General features: G+C 53.0%; 13 protein-coding genes. 12 read left to right on the top strand and 1 reads right to left on the bottom strand.

Annotated features, from left to right (window positions below; genetic code table 11):
* The first annotated feature begins 17 nt into the window (after positions 1–17).
* On the top strand, positions 18–827 hold the full coding sequence (locus J2T14_RS01375) for a carbon-nitrogen family hydrolase (RefSeq protein WP_307467064.1): 810 nt from the start codon (positions 18–20) through the stop codon (positions 825–827).
* Here J2T14_RS01375 and J2T14_RS01370 read toward each other — a convergent pair.
* Positions 824–1,717 (bottom strand): LysR family transcriptional regulator, encoded by an 894-nt coding sequence (locus tag J2T14_RS01370; protein ID WP_307201494.1) that lies wholly within the window; start codon positions 1,715–1,717, stop codon positions 824–826. The genes J2T14_RS01375 and J2T14_RS01370 overlap by 4 nt on opposite strands.
* A gap of 164 nt (positions 1,718–1,881) precedes the next feature.
* Here J2T14_RS01370 and leuC point away from each other — a divergent pair, with 164 nt between their 5' ends.
* The 11 genes from leuC to purT all read left to right on the top strand — a co-directional run bounded on the left by leuC (position 1,882) and on the right by purT (position 18,139).
* Entirely contained in the window at positions 1,882–3,297 is a 1,416-nt protein-coding gene (gene leuC, locus J2T14_RS01365; RefSeq protein ID WP_307467061.1) for a 3-isopropylmalate dehydratase large subunit, read from the top strand.
* 28 nt (positions 3,298–3,325) lie between these two features.
* The gene (gene leuD, locus J2T14_RS01360; RefSeq protein WP_307467059.1) at positions 3,326–3,925 is read left to right on the top strand and encodes a 3-isopropylmalate dehydratase small subunit; all 600 of its coding nucleotides are present in this window, start codon (positions 3,326–3,328) and stop codon (positions 3,923–3,925) included.
* A 157-nt stretch (positions 3,926–4,082) separates the two neighbouring features.
* Entirely contained in the window at positions 4,083–5,495 is a 1,413-nt protein-coding gene (locus tag J2T14_RS01355) for an N-acetylmuramoyl-L-alanine amidase family protein (RefSeq protein ID WP_307467056.1), read from the top strand.
* 19 nt (positions 5,496–5,514) lie between these two features.
* Positions 5,515–6,054, top strand: a complete 540-nt coding sequence (locus J2T14_RS01350) for a GerMN domain-containing protein (protein ID WP_307467054.1) — start codon at positions 5,515–5,517, stop codon at positions 6,052–6,054.
* Positions 6,055–6,090: 36 nt separating this feature from the next.
* The gene (locus J2T14_RS01345) at positions 6,091–8,148 is read left to right on the top strand and encodes an S-layer homology domain-containing protein (RefSeq protein WP_307467051.1); all 2,058 of its coding nucleotides are present in this window, start codon (positions 6,091–6,093) and stop codon (positions 8,146–8,148) included.
* A 135-nt stretch (positions 8,149–8,283) separates the two neighbouring features.
* A complete protein-coding gene (nth, locus tag J2T14_RS01340) occupies positions 8,284–8,976 on the top strand; it encodes an endonuclease III (protein ID WP_307467049.1) in 693 nt (230 codons plus the stop codon).
* A gap of 5 nt (positions 8,977–8,981) precedes the next feature.
* On the top strand, positions 8,982–9,254 hold the full coding sequence (locus J2T14_RS01335) for an NAD/NADP transhydrogenase alpha subunit (protein WP_307201479.1): 273 nt from the start codon (positions 8,982–8,984) through the stop codon (positions 9,252–9,254).
* 16 nt (positions 9,255–9,270) lie between these two features.
* Positions 9,271–12,906: a dynamin family protein gene (locus tag J2T14_RS01330; RefSeq protein ID WP_307467046.1), complete on the top strand. Its 3,636-nt coding sequence runs from the start codon at positions 9,271–9,273 to the stop codon at positions 12,904–12,906.
* Positions 12,907–13,202: 296 nt separating this feature from the next.
* Positions 13,203–14,993, top strand: coding sequence for an ABC transporter ATP-binding protein (locus J2T14_RS01325; protein ID WP_307467043.1), 1,791 nt, complete (start codon positions 13,203–13,205; stop codon positions 14,991–14,993).
* Positions 14,993–16,825: an ABC transporter ATP-binding protein gene (locus tag J2T14_RS01320; protein ID WP_307467040.1), complete on the top strand. Its 1,833-nt coding sequence runs from the start codon at positions 14,993–14,995 to the stop codon at positions 16,823–16,825. Before J2T14_RS01325 ends, J2T14_RS01320 begins: the two co-directional genes overlap by 1 nt.
* Before the next feature lie 135 nt (positions 16,826–16,960).
* Positions 16,961–18,139 (top strand): formate-dependent phosphoribosylglycinamide formyltransferase, encoded by a 1,179-nt coding sequence (gene purT / locus J2T14_RS01315; protein ID WP_307467038.1) that lies wholly within the window; start codon positions 16,961–16,963, stop codon positions 18,137–18,139.
* Positions 18,140–18,360 lie beyond the last annotated feature (221 nt).

Genomic DNA, 18,360 nt, shown 5'->3' with positions numbered 1-18,360 from the left:
GTAATGGAGGAAACAAAATGAAAACGGAGTTGCGGCTTGCCTTGCTGCAAATGAACATAGAAGCGGGAAACCCGGAAGCAAACTTTGGCAAATTGAAAGAAATGTTGGAGGAGGCGGTTTCGCAGGACGTTAAACCCGACGTCATCGTGTTCCCGGAAATGTGGAATACCGGTTATGCGCTTACGGAGATCAAGACGATCGCGGATAGGGAAGGGGAACGGACGAAGGCCATGTTATCGGCGTTCGCCAAAGCGCATCATGTTCATATTATTGGCGGTTCGATTGCGGAAGGAAAAGCGGAAGGCGTCTATAACACGATTTACGCTTTCGATCGGGACGGTAATGTCGCGGGGAACTATTCCAAGATCCATCTATTCCGTCTTATGGACGAGGAAAAATATTTGATGGCCGGCGACAAGCCCGGCACGCTCACCGTTGAAGGCGAGCAGGCCGGCATGATGATTTGCTACGATATTCGGTTCCCTGAGCTGGCGCGGAAGCTTGCGCTGCAAGGCGCGAAGCTGCTATTCGTACCTGCGGAATGGCCGCATCCGCGATTGCATCATTGGCGCACGCTGCTAACCGCGCGCGCAATCGAGAATCAAATGTTCGTCATTGCCTGCAATCGCATGGGCAAAAGCGGCGACACGAGCTTTTTCGGCCATTCGATGGTGCTTGATCCATGGGGCGAGACGATCGCCGAAGCGGGCGAGGAAGAAACGATTCTCTTTGCCGACATTGACTTGTCGCTCGTCGACACCGTTAGAAATAAGATTCCCGTCTTCGAAGATCGCAGACCTTCCATCTATGCCGATCCGATTATTTAGCGATAGTTGGTTAACGTCTTGTTCAACGTACGAATGAAAGCATCGGCGGCTTTGGACAAGTAACGTCCTTTGCGGCTGGCGATAACGAGCGTACGGGTCGGCTTCGTCGTGAACGAGAGATAGGCGGGCGCGAAATCAGAGCCTTTGGCCCGCGTCAGCATCTGCGGGACGAAGGCAATGCCCATGCCGCCCGCTACGAGCGATTGGATCGTCTCCATATTGCTGCTCTCGAACACGAACTGAGGCGTGAAGCCGGATTGCTCGCACAGTTCGACCGTTATTTGGCGGAACCCTTGTCCGCGCTTCAGACCGATGAAAGGCTCTTCCTGCAGTTCATGAATGTCGATCGGGCCTTGCCGTTTCGCAAGCCGGTGCTGGGGCGGGACGGCCAAACAAATCTCTTCCTCCAAAAAAGGTTCCCAGGAAAGGGAAGCGTCGATCAGCGGCAGCGAAAGCAAGCTTAAGTCGGTGCCGCCGCTGGCCGTCAATTGTTCAAGCCTTGTTGTCGTATCCTCGACAAGCACCACTTCGATCTGCGGATATTGGGCGCCGAATACGGGGAGGACGAGCGGCAGGATGTGGGAGCCGGTTATCGGCAAGGTACCCACGACGAGGCGGCCGCGGCGCATCTGGGCCATATCGTCCATCTCTTGCTTAAGCTGCTCGACGGCATCCAGAATCGTCTGGGACTTATTAACGAACACTTGTCCAGCCTGTGTCAGTTCAACGGAATTAGTCGTCCGGCGGAACAATAATACGCCGATCTCCTGCTCCAGCTTGGACAGCTGTTGGCTTAGGGAAGGCTGTGCGATATGGAGCTTCTCTGCCGCTCTGGAGAAGTTTTTTTCCTTGGCAATTTGAATGACGTACTGCAATTGTCTAAGCTCCATTGTCGTTTCCTCATTTCTGTATACGAGAAGTACGGATCATTTCCATTATAGTTATTACCTATAGACGTTATAGATATTATATCTTGGTTCAATGAAGAAAGAAATGCTATGATAGGTTCAGTTAACGGAGCAGAAAGATTTAACGAAATGATGGGGTGAGCATAATGACGAAAAAGACAATGTTTGAGAAGATCTGGGATAATCACGTCATTCATCAAGAAGCAGGCAAACCAAGCGTAATTTATATCGACTTGCAACTTGTGCACGAGGTTACATCGCCGCAAGCGTTCGAAGGCCTTCGCCTATCGGGCCGCAAAGTGCGCCGTCCGGACCTGACGTTCGCAACGATGGATCACAACGTACCTACCAAAGACCGCTTTAATATTAGCGATCCGATCTCGAAGCAACAAATCGATACGCTGACGCAAAACTGCAAAGATTTCGGAGTAAAGCTGTTCGACCTTGACAGCATCGACCAAGGCGTCGTTCACGTTATGGGACCTGAGCTTGGCCTGACGCATCCGGGCAAAACAATCGTTTGCGGCGACAGCCACACCTCGACGCACGGCGCATTCGGCGCGCTGGCATTCGGTATCGGTACGAGCGAGGTTGAGCATGTTCTTGCCACGCAATGCCTGCAGCAATCGAAAGCAAAAACGATGGAAGTTCGCTTCAACGGCAAGCGCAAGCCTGGCGTAACGGCGAAAGACTTGATTCTCGGCGTTATCGCGCAGTACGGCACGGACTTCGCAACTGGCTACGTAATCGAGTATACAGGCGAAGCCATCACTAGCCTGACGATGGAAGAGCGTATGACGGTCTGCAACATGTCGATCGAAGCTGGCGCCCGCGCCGGTCTTATCGCACCGGACGAAACGACGTTCAATTACCTTCGCGGCCGTGAGTACGCTCCGGCCGATTTTGAAGAAGCCGTTGCGGCTTGGAAGCTATTGACGACGGACGAAGGCGCTGAATACGACACAATCGTACACTTCGACGTTGACGCTTTGATCCCGCAAGTTACTTGGGGAACGAGCCCGGGTATGGGTACGAGCATCACGTCTTCGGTACCGTTCCCTGCCGACCTTCCGACAGAGAACGAGCGTAAAGCTGCGGAAGCCGCGCTTGAATATATGGATTTGAAACCAGGCACGCCAATGACGGAAATCGAAATCGATTACGTGTTCATCGGCTCCTGCACGAACGGACGTATCGAAGACCTCCGCGCTGCAGCCGAGATCGCCCGCGGCTACAAAGTAAGCGAGAAAGTAACGGCAATCGTCGTACCGGGCTCTGGCCGCGTTAAGATTCAGGCTGAGCAGGAAGGCCTCGATAAAATCTTCACGGAAGCAGGCTTCGAATGGCGCGATGCAGGATGCTCGATGTGTTTGGCCATGAACCCGGACGTATTGAAACCTGGACAACGCTGCGCATCGACTTCCAACCGTAACTTCGAAGGTCGTCAAGGCCGCGGAGGACGTACGCACCTTGTATCGCCGGCAATGGCTGTGGCTGCAGCCGTTAACGGACGCTTCACGGACGTACGCGATTGGGAAATCAAAACCGAAGTGTTGAACTAATTGAACGTGAGAGAGGGGTATTTCAGGTATGGAACCGTTTAAACAACTTACAGGCATCGTCGCCCCGGTCGACCGGGTCAATGTCGACACCGACGCTATTATTCCTAAACAATTTTTGAAACGCATCGAGCGCAGCGGCTTCGGACAGTTTCTTTTCTTCGAATGGCGCTTCCATGAGAACGGCGAAGTAAACGCCGATTTCGAGCCGAACAAACCGCGCTACGAAGGCGCATCCGTGCTCGTTTCCCGGGCGAACTTCGGTTGCGGCTCTTCCCGTGAGCATGCACCTTGGGCGATTCTCGATTATGGCTACAAAGTCATTATCGCGCCGTCGTATGCCGATATTTTCTACAACAACTGCTTCAAGAACGGCATTCTGCCGATCAAGCTAAGCGAAGAGCAAGTGGAAGACTTGTTCCAGCGTACGGCGAAGCACGAAGGCTACAAGCTGACTGTTGATCTAGAGAACAAATTGCTGACTGACGAGCTCGGTCTTAGCATTGCTTTCGAGCTTGACGAGCACCGCCGTCAGTTCCTGCTGCAAGGTCTCGACGATATCGGCTTGACGCTTTCGCATGAAGCTCTCATTACGGCATACGAGCAGAAACACGCCGCACGTCTGGGCTAACGAAACGCTCCAAGGAGAGGACAATCCGACCGGCAACGGCGATTGTCCTCTTTTTTCCTTTGATCGCAACTTTTTCTGACAAGCTGCGTCTATATTTGCGTCTGTAAAAGTCGAATGTTCACATTCGATGCGGGCAATTCAGTCATCGAGGTGGAAAATGAAGAAATTTGTAACCATTCTATTGTTCATGTCCGTATTGTTCACGATGTTCGCTAGCGTTGGACAAGCTGCCGAGGCCGTTCCGAGACTTTACTTGAACGGTCAGCTGCTGCAGCCAGACGCGAATCCGCAAATTGTGAACCAATCTACCGTCGTGCCTATTCGCGTTATTACAGAAGGGCTTGGCTTCCAGGTTGAGTGGAACAATACGGCCAAGACAGTTACGATCAACGACGGAAGCAATGTTATTAAGCTTACTATTAATAACAATGCTGCACTTGTAAACGATCAAGTGGTTCAAATGGAAACGAAGCCGATCATCGTCAAAGGAACGACGCTGGTGCCGCTCCGATTCGTAGGCGAGCAATTCGGCTTGGAATTCGAGTGGAAGGCAGACACGAAGGAAGTACATATCGTTCAACCGCCGAAACAACCTACGGGATGGATTACAGGCGTATCCTTCGATGGGATTGGCGGCATTTCCGTTAATTACGAAGGAGCAGCCAAGCCCAACAAGGTTCAAGTGCTGGATAATCCGAAGCGGATCGTGCTCGACTTTCCGAATACGAGTTACTCCTCCAATCTGGCGACTGAGCTTGCAAGCGGCCAAGTGAAAGCCGAAGTAACGGATAACCCGCTAATTACAAGTTATCGTTATTCGATCTTCTCTAATACGCCGACCGTAGCTCGGGTTGTGCTGGATGTGAACGCGGATACCGGTTACGTCATGACGGAAGGCGTTGGGGAATACCGGATTGATCTTATGCCTTCAGGCGAAGTGCCGCCTGAGCCGGAGACGCCGGCTGACCCAGAACCGGAATTGCCTGTTGAACCCGAGGTTCCCGTTGATCCTCAGCCTCCGGTTACGGATAACGTTTATGACGTCGTTCTTGACGCCGGTCATGGCGGAAGCGATCCGGGTGCACAGAGCGTCCTGAAGAGATGGGAGAAGGAATTTAATCTGAGCATCGCTCTCAAGATGCAAGCGCTCATGGCTAACGAGAAGTCGATCAAGGTTCATATGACGAGAACGAGTGATACGTATCCGACTTTGCTGGAACGAATCGCGTTCGCCGAAAACGTGAAAGCCGACATGTTCATTTCCATTCATGCCAACAGCTTGAAGGGCAGCAGTGCAACTGGCTCTGAAACGTATTATTATCGCGAGAATAGCAAGAGCTTGGCGGAAGTGATTCATAAGCATCTGTTGGCCGGAACACAGCTTAAAGACCGCGGCGTGAAGAAGGAAGCATTCAAGGTTATCAAAGAAACGACAATGCCTGCCGTACTCCTCGAAGCCGGATTTTTATCGCTTGCGGCAGACTCGAAAGTACTCTTTGATGATGCAGCTCAGAACCGTATTGCCGCAGAGCTTGTTGCCGGCATTAAGGAATATTTCAAATTGAAATAGGAAGCAGGTGTTCAGTCGTATGACGAATGTCAAAGCACGAGGGCTGCTAGCCGCCTTTCTATTCACATTGACGCTTGCCGGTTGCGGGGCGCAGGATAAGCCGGCCGTGAGCAACGGTGTGTCCGGCGCGACAACGCCGCCGTCCCAGGAGCAGTCGGTTCCCGTGAAGCGTACCATATCCGTGTTCTCGACGGATTCGGAATTAACGAAGACTTCCGCTCGCGAAGTTGAGATCGAACTAAGCGAAGGCGATAACGAGCTGGCGCTTGTGAAATCAACCTTGGCCGAGCTGCAGAAGGATGGCGGCAAAGAAGAGATTTCCTTATGGAAGGCGATCGCTTTCGATAAAGTGACCTTGGAGGACGACCTTGTTACCGTCGACATTTTGTTGCCAGATGAAGCAAGATTGGGCGGACCGGGCGAGATGCTAGCGATTGAATCGCTCACCAAAACGCTGTTCCAATTCGATTTTGTAAATGCCGTTGATATTCTCGTAGACGGTGAAGCGCTTGAGACTCTTATGGGGCACGTTGAGTTGGAGCATCCATACCGCAAATAAATGCCGGCCGTAGCAAAACTTTAGGAGGATTCATATATGCCAATTCATATTAATGGGAAAAGAGCTGTAATCGGCGCGCTTGCTTTATCGCTTGCTTTTGGCGGAGGATATGCGGCTGCCCCGCAAGCAGCATATGCGGCTGCAAATGGTTTGAATACGCCATTCAGCGATATCAGCAAAGGCCATTGGGCGGAGAAGCATGTCGCCAAGCTTGCGCTTCAGAACATTATCTCGGGATATCCGAACGGCACATTCGCTCCGAGCAAAAACGTATCCCAGGAAGAAGCCGTCCTTATGGCGCTCCGTTTTGCAGGGCTTATGGACAAAGTGGACAACGACCCGAACGCCGAAATTGAGTTCCAGGAATCGTTTGAAGTCAGCAAAAACTTCAAGAAATACGTATTGGCGGCCTTCAATGAAGGTCTGCTTGATACTTCGGAGATGGCGCAAGCGTCCGATAATCCTGGAACGGATTGGGGAACGAAAGCTGCTTCGCGCGAATGGGTAACGAAACTGATTATAAAGGCGATCGGCAAAACCGAGCTTGCGGCTAGCTTGCAAAATACGCAATCCGCTTTCGCCGATGGGAATCAGATCGATTCGAAGTACCTGGGATACGTAAATGCTTCTGTCGAGCTTGGGCTCGTCAAAGGCATAACAGAAACGACTTTCCAACCGAAAGCGAATATTACGCGAGCAAGCCTGGCTACGATTCTTAGCTTCGCGCAAGGGCAATTTGAGGTTGAGTATGAGGGTGAATCGAGCGGCATTGCGACGCAATTGTCCGATTCCTCGCTGACCGTGTACGAGGACGGTGTCGAAACGTCCTATGCGTTGGACGAGAACACGCTGTACTACACATTCAAAAACACGCAGCCAATTACGAAGGCCGAACTTTTGCTTTACGGCGATATTACCGTTATTGCCAAGGACGGCGCAGCGAAGTACGTGGAAGTAAAAGGCGATACGGCTCATACGAAGACGATTGCGGGAACTTTTTTGCGAAACGTTAGCAGCGAGAAAAAACTCTATCTATGGATTAACGATAATCCAACGCCGTTCACTTACGATGACTCGTTAGTTGTTCAGGATACGGAAGGTACAGCGTTGACCCTTAACGATTTGAGGGCGGATACTCCGGTCAGTATCGTGCAGGATACTTTCCGACAGACGCCGCTGACTATTAAAATACTGACAGCTCCGAACTCGAATCAGAAGACGGTCGCAGGAACGTTCTTCTCGACGGACGGCAAGATCATCACGGTTAAGGAAAACAATGCTCTGGTTACGAAGTACCTGGCCAAAGGCGTCACGATTCAGATTGAAGGCCTCAATGATGCTACGTTGGACGACCTGCTGAAGGAAACGGATCAAGTCGTGCTTACGCTGGACGATACTGAGCAAGTAACGAACATCAAAGTAGAGAGCCGGAAGGTTGAAGTATTGGATCAGTCGAAAATCGCGAGCTTCGTGGAAGATATGAAGCTGCTGACGATTGTAGATTTCGACGGCAAGAATCCGAAGGTGCTCTATCTTACGGACAAAACAAAGGTCGAGTATTACGGCACCATCATTGCGGTTGGCAACTCGTATGACCTGTTGTTGCAAGGCACGCAAGTCGTATTGACTTACACCGGCGACAAAGTGGTCTCCATTAAGATCGTAACGACTTATACAGGCAAATTCGTGTCGATCGATACGCTCAACTACGAAATTAAAGTGAAGCTTGATTCGGGCGTTACGATTACTTTGCCGTACTCGGCTAATTACCTGGAGACGCCGGGCTCAAACACGACGCCGCTTTCCGAGCTTAAGAAGGATGATCTCGTTACGGTCGAGCTTAACCCGACCCAAGAGAGTATTATTAAGATCAAAGCGCATCGCGACGTGACCTATACGGTTCAAGTCATCGATATCATGAACAAGAAGTTACGCGTGAAACCGGCGACGGGCAATGCATTCGATCTGTCGATCAAAGATTTGCCGATGACCGATAAGGATGGCAAGGAAGCGTCGATCGGCAATATTTCCGTAGGCAGTTCGATTACAGCTTCTTATGTAGGAACCGCTGCAACCGCTATTCGAGTGAATTAAGCCTTAAATTAGGATGTTTCGTGAAAAAACTGCTCTCCAGAGCAGTTTTTTTTATAGAAAGTGGCTGTTTTCGGTTGCTAACCGTGACAAATTTCGCTACACTTTGAACGATAGTGTTTGATTGGAGAGAGGACGATGAATGCGAAGCAGAAAATGCGTCATATATTGGATATCATTGCCGAGATGTTTCCGGATGCTCATTGCGAGCTCAATCACAGCAACCCGTTCGAGTTGACGATTGCCGTCTTGTTGTCCGCGCAATGCACGGATGAAACGGTTAATAAAGTAACGGCTTCGTTATTCCAGAAGTATAAACAGCCTGAGGATTATTTGGGCGTGCCGCTAGAGGAACTCGAGCAAGACATACGCCGAATCGGTCTGTTTCGCACTAAAGCGTCCAATATCCAGAAGCTATGCCGCATTTTGATCGACAAATACGACGGCGAAGTGCCCGCAAGCCATGAAGGCTTGACCGAGCTGCCCGGCGTAGGACGGAAGACGGCGAATGTCGTCATGTCCAACGCCTTCGACGTGCCCGCGATCGCGGTTGATACGCATGTGGATCGCGTATCGAAGCGTTTAGGCATTGCAAAGCTAGACGATAATGTGCTTGAGGTCGAGAAGAAGCTGATGAAGCTTGTTCCGCAGGAGGAATGGACGGTGACGCATCACCGGCTCATTTTTTTCGGCCGCTATCATTGCAAAGCCCAAAATCCGCAATGTCCGGTCTGTCCTTTGCTTGATCTATGCAAAGAAGGCAAGCAGCGTATGAAGGCTGGCAATAAAACCAAAAATAAAGCTGAACTGAAAATAGCTGGTAGGGGATGATAAGGATGAAATGTATTTCCGTGTACACAAACAATTTTGAGCTTTTCTCCGATATTTACGAGCAGGTGCTTGAAGCGCCTCCGCAAGAAAACGAGGATATCGTCGTTGAAGGCATAACGGTCAGCGGCTCGGGCGACGTGCCTGAACAATACATCGAGCGCATGCGCATTAAACCCGAGGTTGTCGTCATGAAGGAGAAAGCGCGCAACATTATGATTTTGCAGCACGGCAACGTGTTCGAAATTTGCTTGCCTTCGGACGAAGAGGAAGCCGTCTAAGGAGCAGACTGAGACTATGACTGAAATGACGGTGCAGAGCATAGCGGGAGCTATTGCGAGTGCAGCCGGCGTTATGGCTGCCGCAGGAGATAAGGTACATTCAAGGCAAGTGCAGGAGCTGAACAGTAAGCTGACCGAAGGTCGGCTTACTGTCGCTTTTTGCGGACATTTCTCGGCAGGGAAGTCCACGCTTATCAATAAGCTGTGCGGTACGAAGCTGCTGCCATCGAGTCCGATCCCGACAAGCGCCAACGTCGTGTCCATACGCGGGGGAGATCGGGCGTACGCCGCAGTGGAGACGATCAAGAACGGCGTTACCTCGCGGGCGGAAGTTCGAATCGATGAGCTGGATAAATATTGCGTAGACGGCGAGCGGTTCACGTCCGTTTCGATTGTGTATCCTAGCGAGACGCTTAGCGACCATACGGTACTGCTCGATACGCCGGGTATCGACTCAACGGATGACGCACACCGAATGGCCACGGAATCAGCGCTTCATTTGGCCGACGTTGTCTTCTACGTTATGGACTACAATCATGTCCAGTCCGAGATCAACTTCGCATTTGCGAAGCAGCTTAAGGATTGGGGCAAGCCCTTATATTTTATCGTGAATCAGATTGATAAGCATCGTGACCGTGAGCTATCGTTCGAGAGCTATCGCAGAAGCGTAGAGGAAGCGTTCCATGCTTGGCATCTTGAGCCGGCAGGGATCGTTTATTTGTCGTTGCGCGAGCCGAGCCATCCGCAACAGGAATGGGATAAGCTGCTTGTGCTGTTGAAGGAACTCTCAGAGCTGAGAGAGTCTCTGTGCGCTTACAGCGTGGATGCGTCGCTTAGGCATCTTGCAGGCAACCACTTGAAGTGGTTGCAGGAACAGCAAGAGCCGGAAAGAGAGCGACTGATCGAAGAGGCGGGCGGGGAAGAAGCGTTGTCCCAGCTTAAATCGGAAATGGAAGGATTGACGAGACGCATTCGTTCGCTTCAGGAGCAGAAGGAGTTATTTGGCTCGGAGCTCCGTCAAGAACTGCAAAGGGTACTTGATAATGCGAATATTACGCCGGCCGCGCTGCGCGATCTGGCGCAGTCGTTTCTGGAGAGCCGCAAACCGGGCTTCAAGACCGGTCTGCTGTTCGCTGGGGCGAAGACGGCCGCGGAGCAGGAACGGCGTCTGGAAGCGTTCCGCGCAGAGCTGTCCTCGCTCATCAGCGCGGCCATCGATTGGCATGTGAAACAATTGCTGCGGGAAGCGGCAGAGCGGATCGGGTATTCCGCTGAGCGGCTCGAAGAGCAGTTGGCGGAAACGCTGACGTGGCTGCCCGAGCCTGCATGGATCGTTGAACGAGTAAAGGCCGGAGCGGTGATCGGCAACGAGTATACGATGATTTACAGCCGCGAGCTTGCAGCGGATGCGAAAGGGGTGTACCGCCAGCGCGCGTTCGGCATTATCGAAGCGCTGGCGGATCATGCGGCGGCTGCGGGCGAAGCCGCTGCCGCCGAGGCGCAGGCGCAGCTTGCGGGGCTACGCTCGCAAGCTGGCGCCGCTGAGGCGCTGGCAGCGCTCGCGGAGCGCGCTGCCGCGCATGCGGCGCGGCTCGCAGCGGAGCTGCCGCGACCGGCGGCGAAGCCGCCGTTGCCGGCGCCGAGCGCAGCCGCCGCCGTTGCCGGCGCGGCAGCTGTGCCCGCGCCGCAGCCAGCTAACGCTGCTGCGGCCGCGCCGGCAGGCGCAGCTCGCGCTAGCCGCCGCTCGCTGGGCGGCGGCGCCGCGCTCGCGCAGCAGCATAGCGCTGCCGCGCGGCTGCTGCGCGCCGCAGAGCTGCTAGAGCCGCACGCGGCACTAGCAGCAGCCGCGCATGCGATGCGCGACAAAGCGAACCGGCTGCAGAACAGCCGGTTCACCATAGCGCTCTTCGGCGCTTTCAGCGCCGGCAAGTCATCGCTCGCCAACGCGCTGATCGGCGAGCCGGTGCTCCCGGTTTCGCCGAATCCGACGACGGCGGCGATCAACCGTCTCGTTCCGCCTACGCCGGAACGGCAGCACGGCACGGCGCTCGTCGTCATGAAGACGAGCGAGGCGATACTGTCCGACGTGCGCTATTCGCTGGCGCTGCTCGGCGAGCAAGCGTCCGAGGAGAAGCTGCCGGACGCAGGCTCGCTCATGCTCGCCATCGACAAGCTGTCGCCGGACAAGATTCAAGCGGGCGGACGCCCGCATTACAGCTTCCTCCGCGCCGCCCGCGCAGGGTGGGAGCAGCATGAAGGGCTGCTCGGACAACAGCTAATGGTCGATCAAGCGGAATACGAGCGTTACGTGGCCGAAGAGTCGCGCTCTTGCTTCGTCAGCGAGATCGAGCTGTACTATGACTGCGACTTGACCGCGCAAGGCATCGTGCTCGTCGATACGCCGGGCGCCGATTCGGTCAACGCCCGCCATACGGGCGTTGCTTTCAACTACATCAAGAACGCTGACGCGATATTGTTCGTCACGTATTATAATCATGCATTTTCTCAGGCCGACAGACAATTTCTGATGCAGCTGGGACGCGTGAAGGACCAGTTCGAGCTGGATAAAATGTTTTTCCTCGTCAACGCGGCCGACCTTGCCGCTGACGAAGAAGAGCTTGCTGGCGTGCTTGCGCATGTCGAGGACAATTTGGCGAAGCATGCCATCCGCAATCCAAGGCTCTATCCGGTATCCAGCTTGCAGGCGCTTGACGGCAAAGTGGACGGCGATGCCGAACTTCTAAGCCGTTCCGGAATAGAAGCATTCGAGAACGCGTTTCTATCGTTCATCCGGAACGATCTCGGCAAGCTGGCGATCGATGCCGCTCACCAGGATCTAAGACGTGCTGCCGCAACGGTGGCGGGCTGGGTGAAGAGCGCGGAAGGCGATGCCGCCGCTCGGGAAGCAGAGCTAAGCGGCTTGCTGAGCGCGGTAACCGCCGGAGATAACGACCTGTCGGCGCTTCGTGCGACTGGTGCGCCGGAGCAACTCGAGCAAGAAGTCAGCGAGCTGCTCTACTATGTCGTGAAACGGATTCAACAAAGGTTCGGCGAGTTCTACAACTTCGCCTTTAACCCATCCTCGCTTCAAGACGACGGACGCGACTTGCGCAAGACGATTTGGACCTCGTGGCTCGAGTTGCAGCGCTTCATTCAGATGGAGCTGTCACAGGAGCTGCAAGCCACTTCGCTGCGGATGGAACGAGGCGTGCATACGTGGTTGCAGAAACGCTATGAGCGCTGCGCTGGGCTGCTGCAAGAGTCGCTAGAGGGCTACGAGGCGGTTCCTTATCGCCCCGACGCCTTGCCAACGCCGCCGGAAGCTGCCCCATGGGAAGCGAACGAAGTCGAATCCAAGTGGTTATGGAGCCGCTTCAAGTCGCCGAGAACGTTTTTCGAAGGAGAAGGCAAAGGCAATTTGCGCAAAGACTTGGAGAGCTTGCTTGCTCCGTCCTTGAACGGCTGGATGTCAGCCCGCATTGCCGAATGGACGGTGCTGTACAGCGAATATTGGCTGACTGCGGCTGGCCATGCATCGACAAGGCTGCGTGAAGATATGCTCGACTACGCCGAAGGCAAGCGAAGCTTCCTTGAGAGCGGCTCGAACTCGGATCAGCTTAAGAAGCTGCACCGCGAGCTGATTGATCTCTAATTATCAATAAACAATTCCGTATCTATCGCAATTATCGCTGAATGCTATTTTGGACGCCCGGCGCGTCTGAAATAGCATTTTTTATATTTGTGTGTTTTCATGCAAAAACGGAGCAATGTGCACATATCTGTCACGATTTAAGACTATTTGGGAGCTTTGGCGGAGTGGCATTCCTATATCGCCATTAAAAGAGGTTTCAATCAAATATACGCAATTTTATACTGTTTGCCCCTATATATGGATGCTGTTAATATTCACTCATACTTATAAAACAGCAGACGGGGAGATGTTTTTTCTTGGACGTGTTAAGGCAATTAAAACAATTTTATTGGGCCGAAAGAAAGTTTTTGTTCGCCTCGATCGCGGCGCTTATGTGTGCTACGGCACTAGGGATTGTGTACCCCAACCTGCTGCGCTACCTGATTGACGATGTCATAACGCCTAGGCGATTCGATCTTGTGCCGGCGCTCGCCTTCACGGTCGTAGGCGTCGTCGCCTTCAAAGGCTGCCTGCAGTTCGTGCATGGCTTCTTCGGAGGAAGACTGGGCAACCGCGTAGCGTTCAGCCTGCGCAATGCCAGCTATGACAAATTGCAAACGCTGTCCTTCCAATATTATGACAAAGCAAAAACAGGCGACCTGATGTCCCGTCTTACGGCCGATTTGGAGGCCATTCGCAACTTTATCGGCTTCGGTTTCGCGCAGATTTTGAACATGGTGCTGATGGTTATATTCGGCGGCATCATGATGATGACGATTCACTGGCAATTGACGCTCATTACGCTCGTGACCATTCCGGCGCTTATATTCACGGCGCTTCGCTTCGAGAAAAACATTCACCCGGCGTTCCGCGAAATGCGCCAAGCGATGAGCAATCTGACGACGGCGGTGCAAGAGAACATTACAGGCGTTCGCACGGTCAAGTCGTTCGCAAGGGAATCGCATGAGGTTACGAAATTTTCTACGCGCAGCGAGGCCTATCAGAAAAACCAAGTCGGCGCGTCTGCGATTTGGGCCAAATTTTTTCCGGTCATGGAGCTTTCGGCGAACATAAGTGCCGTTATCCTGCTTGTTGCGGGCGGCGTTCTTGTCATTAACGGAGAATTGAAGCTAGGCGAATTCGTTGCCTTCTTCAGCTTGATCTGGTACATTATCGGGCCGATGTGGGGACTTGGCTTCCATATCAATAACTATACGCAGTTCAAGGCATCGGGCGAGAGGGTTCTGGAATTGCTTAACGAGCATATTCATGTCAAAAACATCGAGAACGCGGTCGAAGTGACAAACGAGACGGTCAAAGGCCATGTACGGTTCGAAAATGTAACGTTCAGCTATCCGGACAAATCGCCGGCGGTTACGAACATTAACATCGATGCTCCGGCCGGCTCGGTTATCGGGATGCTTGGCGCTACCGGCTCGGGCAAGTCGACGCTCATTCAACTTCTAATGCGGGCTTATACCGTGAAGCAAGGCGCGATTACGCTTGACGGCATAGATATCCGAAATCTGGACGTGGCGAGCCTTCGCCGCCAGATCGCTCCGGTCTTCCAGGAAACATTCCTGTTCTCGGCCTCCATTCGCGACAATATCGCTTACGGCGTTAAGGAAGTTACGAATGAACAGATCGAGCATGCCGCTAAGCTGGCCAAGGCGCATGACTTTATCATGGAGCTGCCGCTTGGTTACGACACGATCGTCGGCGAGCGGGGGATGGGCTTGTCCGGCGGACAGAAGCAGCGGATCGCCATTGCGCGCGCGCTTATCAAAAATCCGCGCATTCTCGTCCTTGACGACGCGACAAGCGCGGTCGACATGGAAACCGAGCATGAGATTCAGGCCGGCTTCAAAGAGCTGATGGCCGGACGGACTACATTCGTTATCGCCCATCGTATCTCCTCGCTGCGCCATGCCGATGAAATTATCGTGCTTGATAAAGGCGTCATCGTGCAGCGGGGCAAGCATGCCGATCTTATTGCCGAAAATGGACCTTATCGCGATACGTACAACATCCAATACGCCGATTTTCTACAGACAGAGAATGTCGCTTCCGCTTTAACAACGCAAGGTCAGAAAAGGAGCACAGTATAATGAGCACCAGTTCCCATACGCAAACCAAAGCGAAAAACAAAAACGAACGGTTCGTATACCAGGACGACGAGCTGATCGAGAAGCCGTTTAACTGGGCGCAGCTGCGCAGGCTGTTCATGTATATGAAGCCTTATACGAAACAGCTGATCCCCGTTATCGTCATGATGATCTTGGGTACGTTCACCCGGCTGGGCGTTCCGGCACTCGTCATACTCGCCATCGACGAAGCGATTCAGCCGCAGAACGGCTCTTCGGCAAGTGTCCCTAAGTTGCTCGTTATCGCCGGAATCATGTTGTTTCTATACGTGCTGCAGTGGGCATCGAATACGTACCGGATCAAGTATACGAACATCATTGGCCAAAAGGTTATTTATGACCTGCGGAACCACTTGTTCCAGCACATTCAGAAGCTGTCGTTCCGTTTCTACGACAAGCGCCCGGCGGGCTCCGTGCTCGTCCGGGTAACGAATGACGTTAACGCGCTGCAGGATTTGTTCACGAACGGAGTCGTCAACCTATTGATGGACTGCGTCCAGCTGTTCGGTATCGTCATTATTTTGCTGGTATGGAACTTCAAGCTTGGTCTAGCGGTCATGATTACCGTACCGATCATGTTCCTTGTATCGACTTCGCTTCGCAAGCGGATTCGTTTTGCTTGGCAGGATGTGCGCATGAAGCAATCTCGTATTAACTCGCATTTGAACGAGAGCATTCAAGGGATGAAGGTTACCCAGGCGTTCGTGCAAGAGAAAGACAATATGGGTTTCTTCAATCAGATGAATACCGTAAACGTGAAAGCATGGAACAAAGCGTCCGCGCTGAACCAAGCGTTCGGACCGGTCATTGAGATTACGGCGGCAATCGGGACGTTCATCCTGTTCTGGTACGGCGCGCATCTCATTCAGCAGGATGTCATTACAGTCGGATTGCTCGTCGGCTACGCGAACTACATCGGCAACTTCTGGGACCCTATCAACCGTTTGGGCCAAATGTATTCGCAATTGTTGATCGCTATGGCATCGTCCGAGCGGATCTTCGAATTCATCGATGAAGAGCCGACGGTTGGCGAGCGCCAAGAAGCAAGAGATCTCCCGCAAATCAAAGGCGCAGTGAAATTCGATTCTATCGTTTTCGAATACGAGACTGGCAGACCGGCATTAAAAGGAATTACGATCGACGTGAAAGAAGGTCAATCGATTGCGCTTGTGGGCCATACCGGCTCCGGCAAAAGTACGATTATTAACCTGCTTTGCCGTTTCTACGATCCGGTGCAGGGCCGCGTATTGATCGACGGCATCGATATACGAGAAGTAACGATCGAGAGCTTGCGCTCGCAGGTCGGCATCGTGCTGCAGGACACCTTCATCTTCGCCGGTTCGATCCGCGACAACATCCGTTACGGACGTCTGAACGCGACCGATGCGGAGATCGTCAAGGCCGCGCAGGCCGTTCACGCGCATGATTACATCATGAGTTTGCCGGATGGCTACGATACGCAGGTCGAGGAGCGTGGCAACGTGCTTTCGATGGGTCAACGCCAGCTGTTATCCTTTGCTCGCGCATTGCTTGCCGACCCGCGCATTCTTATACTGGATGAGGCAACAGCGAGTATCGATACCGAGACCGAATTGAAGATTCAAGAGGCGTTGAAGGCGCTGTTGAAAGGCCGTACTTCATTCATGATCGCGCATCGCCTATCGACGATTCGTCATGCCGATGAAATCATCGTGCTTGACCACGGCGAGATCGTCGAGCAAGGAAATCACGAACAATTAATCGGCAAGCGCGGCGTATATAACGGATTAATTGAGGCGCAATACCGTTTCTTGTAAGGAATATCGTCATTTATAGTTGATTTTTGGTGAAGAAACCTCCACAATGGAAGAAAAAAGCCGAACATCGGATATCGTGCGCCTAGCCTGGCGGCTCGTCTGATTCGGCTTACTTTCAGGAGGTTTTTTCTCGTTATGTATGGATCACCGCTATCGCCGAATGCCCGTAAACTTCTGCTGCTCGGTTCTGGAGAGTTAGGCAAGGAGGTCGCCATTGAAGCGCAGAGGCTCGGCGTAGAGATAATTGCCGTCGACCGTTATGACCATGCACCGGCTATGCAGGTGGCGCACCGCAGCTACGTGACGGATATGTTGGATGGCACAGCCATTCGGCGCATCATCGAAGAGGAGAAACCTGATGTAATCGTTCCTGAGATCGAAGCGATCGCGACGGAAACGCTGCTTGAGCTGGAGAAAGAGGGGCATCGCGTCATTCCTACGGCTCGCGCGGCAAGATTGACGATGGATCGCGAAGGCATTCGCCGCTTGGCTGCGGAGACGCTCGGACTTCCGACGGCGCCTTATCAATTCGCTGATTCCTTGGACGAGCTGCGCCAAGCAACCTCTGTATTAGGCTTTCCTTGCGTGATTAAGCCCATTATGTCGTCTTCGGGCAAAGGACAGAGCGTTTGCCGATCCGAGGCAGACATTGAAGGCTGTTGGAATTATGCGATGGAAGGCGGCAGGGCGAAGAAGCAGCGCATTATCGTCGAAGGCTTCATCACCTTCGAGTCGGAAATTACATTGCTTACGGTTCGCTCGGTATCCGGCACAAGCTACTGTGCGCCGATTGGACATATTCAGAAGGATGGAGACTATATCGAGTCGTGGCAGCCGCATGTTATGACGATGCAGCACATTGAGGAAGCAGAAGAAATTGCACGCACGATAACGGATGAGCTCGGCGGATACGGATTATACGGCGTGGAGCTGTTCATTACGAAGGACGGCGTGTTGTTCAGCGAAGTATCGCCTAGGCCGCATGATACGGGCATGGTAACGATGGCGACGCAAGACTTGACGGAGTTCGCGCTTCATGTGCGAGCCATTCTCGGCTATCCGATCCCGACCATCCGTCTGTTGTCGCCAGGCGCTTCTTATACGCTTAAGGCCGATCGCGATAGCAGCAGCTTCCGCATCGGCGGATTGGATGAAGCTCTCTCCGTACCGAATACGCAAGTGCGCGTCTTCGGCAAGCCGGAGACGAAGGTAGGCCGTCGCATGGCTGTTGCTCTGAGCAGCGCTGCCGATGTCGAGCAAGCCCGCCAGCAAGCAAGACAAGCCGCCGAATCGCTCTTTATCGAATATCGATAGTTGTTTCCATTACGGTGAAAGTAAAGGGCTGCCCCGGGTCGTTTTTGACCTCGTTGGCAGCCCTTTCGCATGGTTAGGTCAACCGTTGTTTGCATAACGGCCTGTTTCCGATTAGGGTTAGGAGTGACTGGATTTCTGCAGGATAGAAGCGCTTGAATGACCCTGATTGGAAACTGTAATGGATATTCGCAGTAACTTCACTCATATACGCCACTTTGGGG

The sequence above is a fragment of the Paenibacillus harenae genome, assembly GCF_030812415.1.
GTDB classification, from domain to species: Bacteria; Bacillota; Bacilli; order Paenibacillales; family Paenibacillaceae; genus Pristimantibacillus; species Pristimantibacillus harenae_A.
Note: the sequence above shows the minus strand (reverse complement) of the source record. Positions and strands in the feature narration are given on the sequence as shown.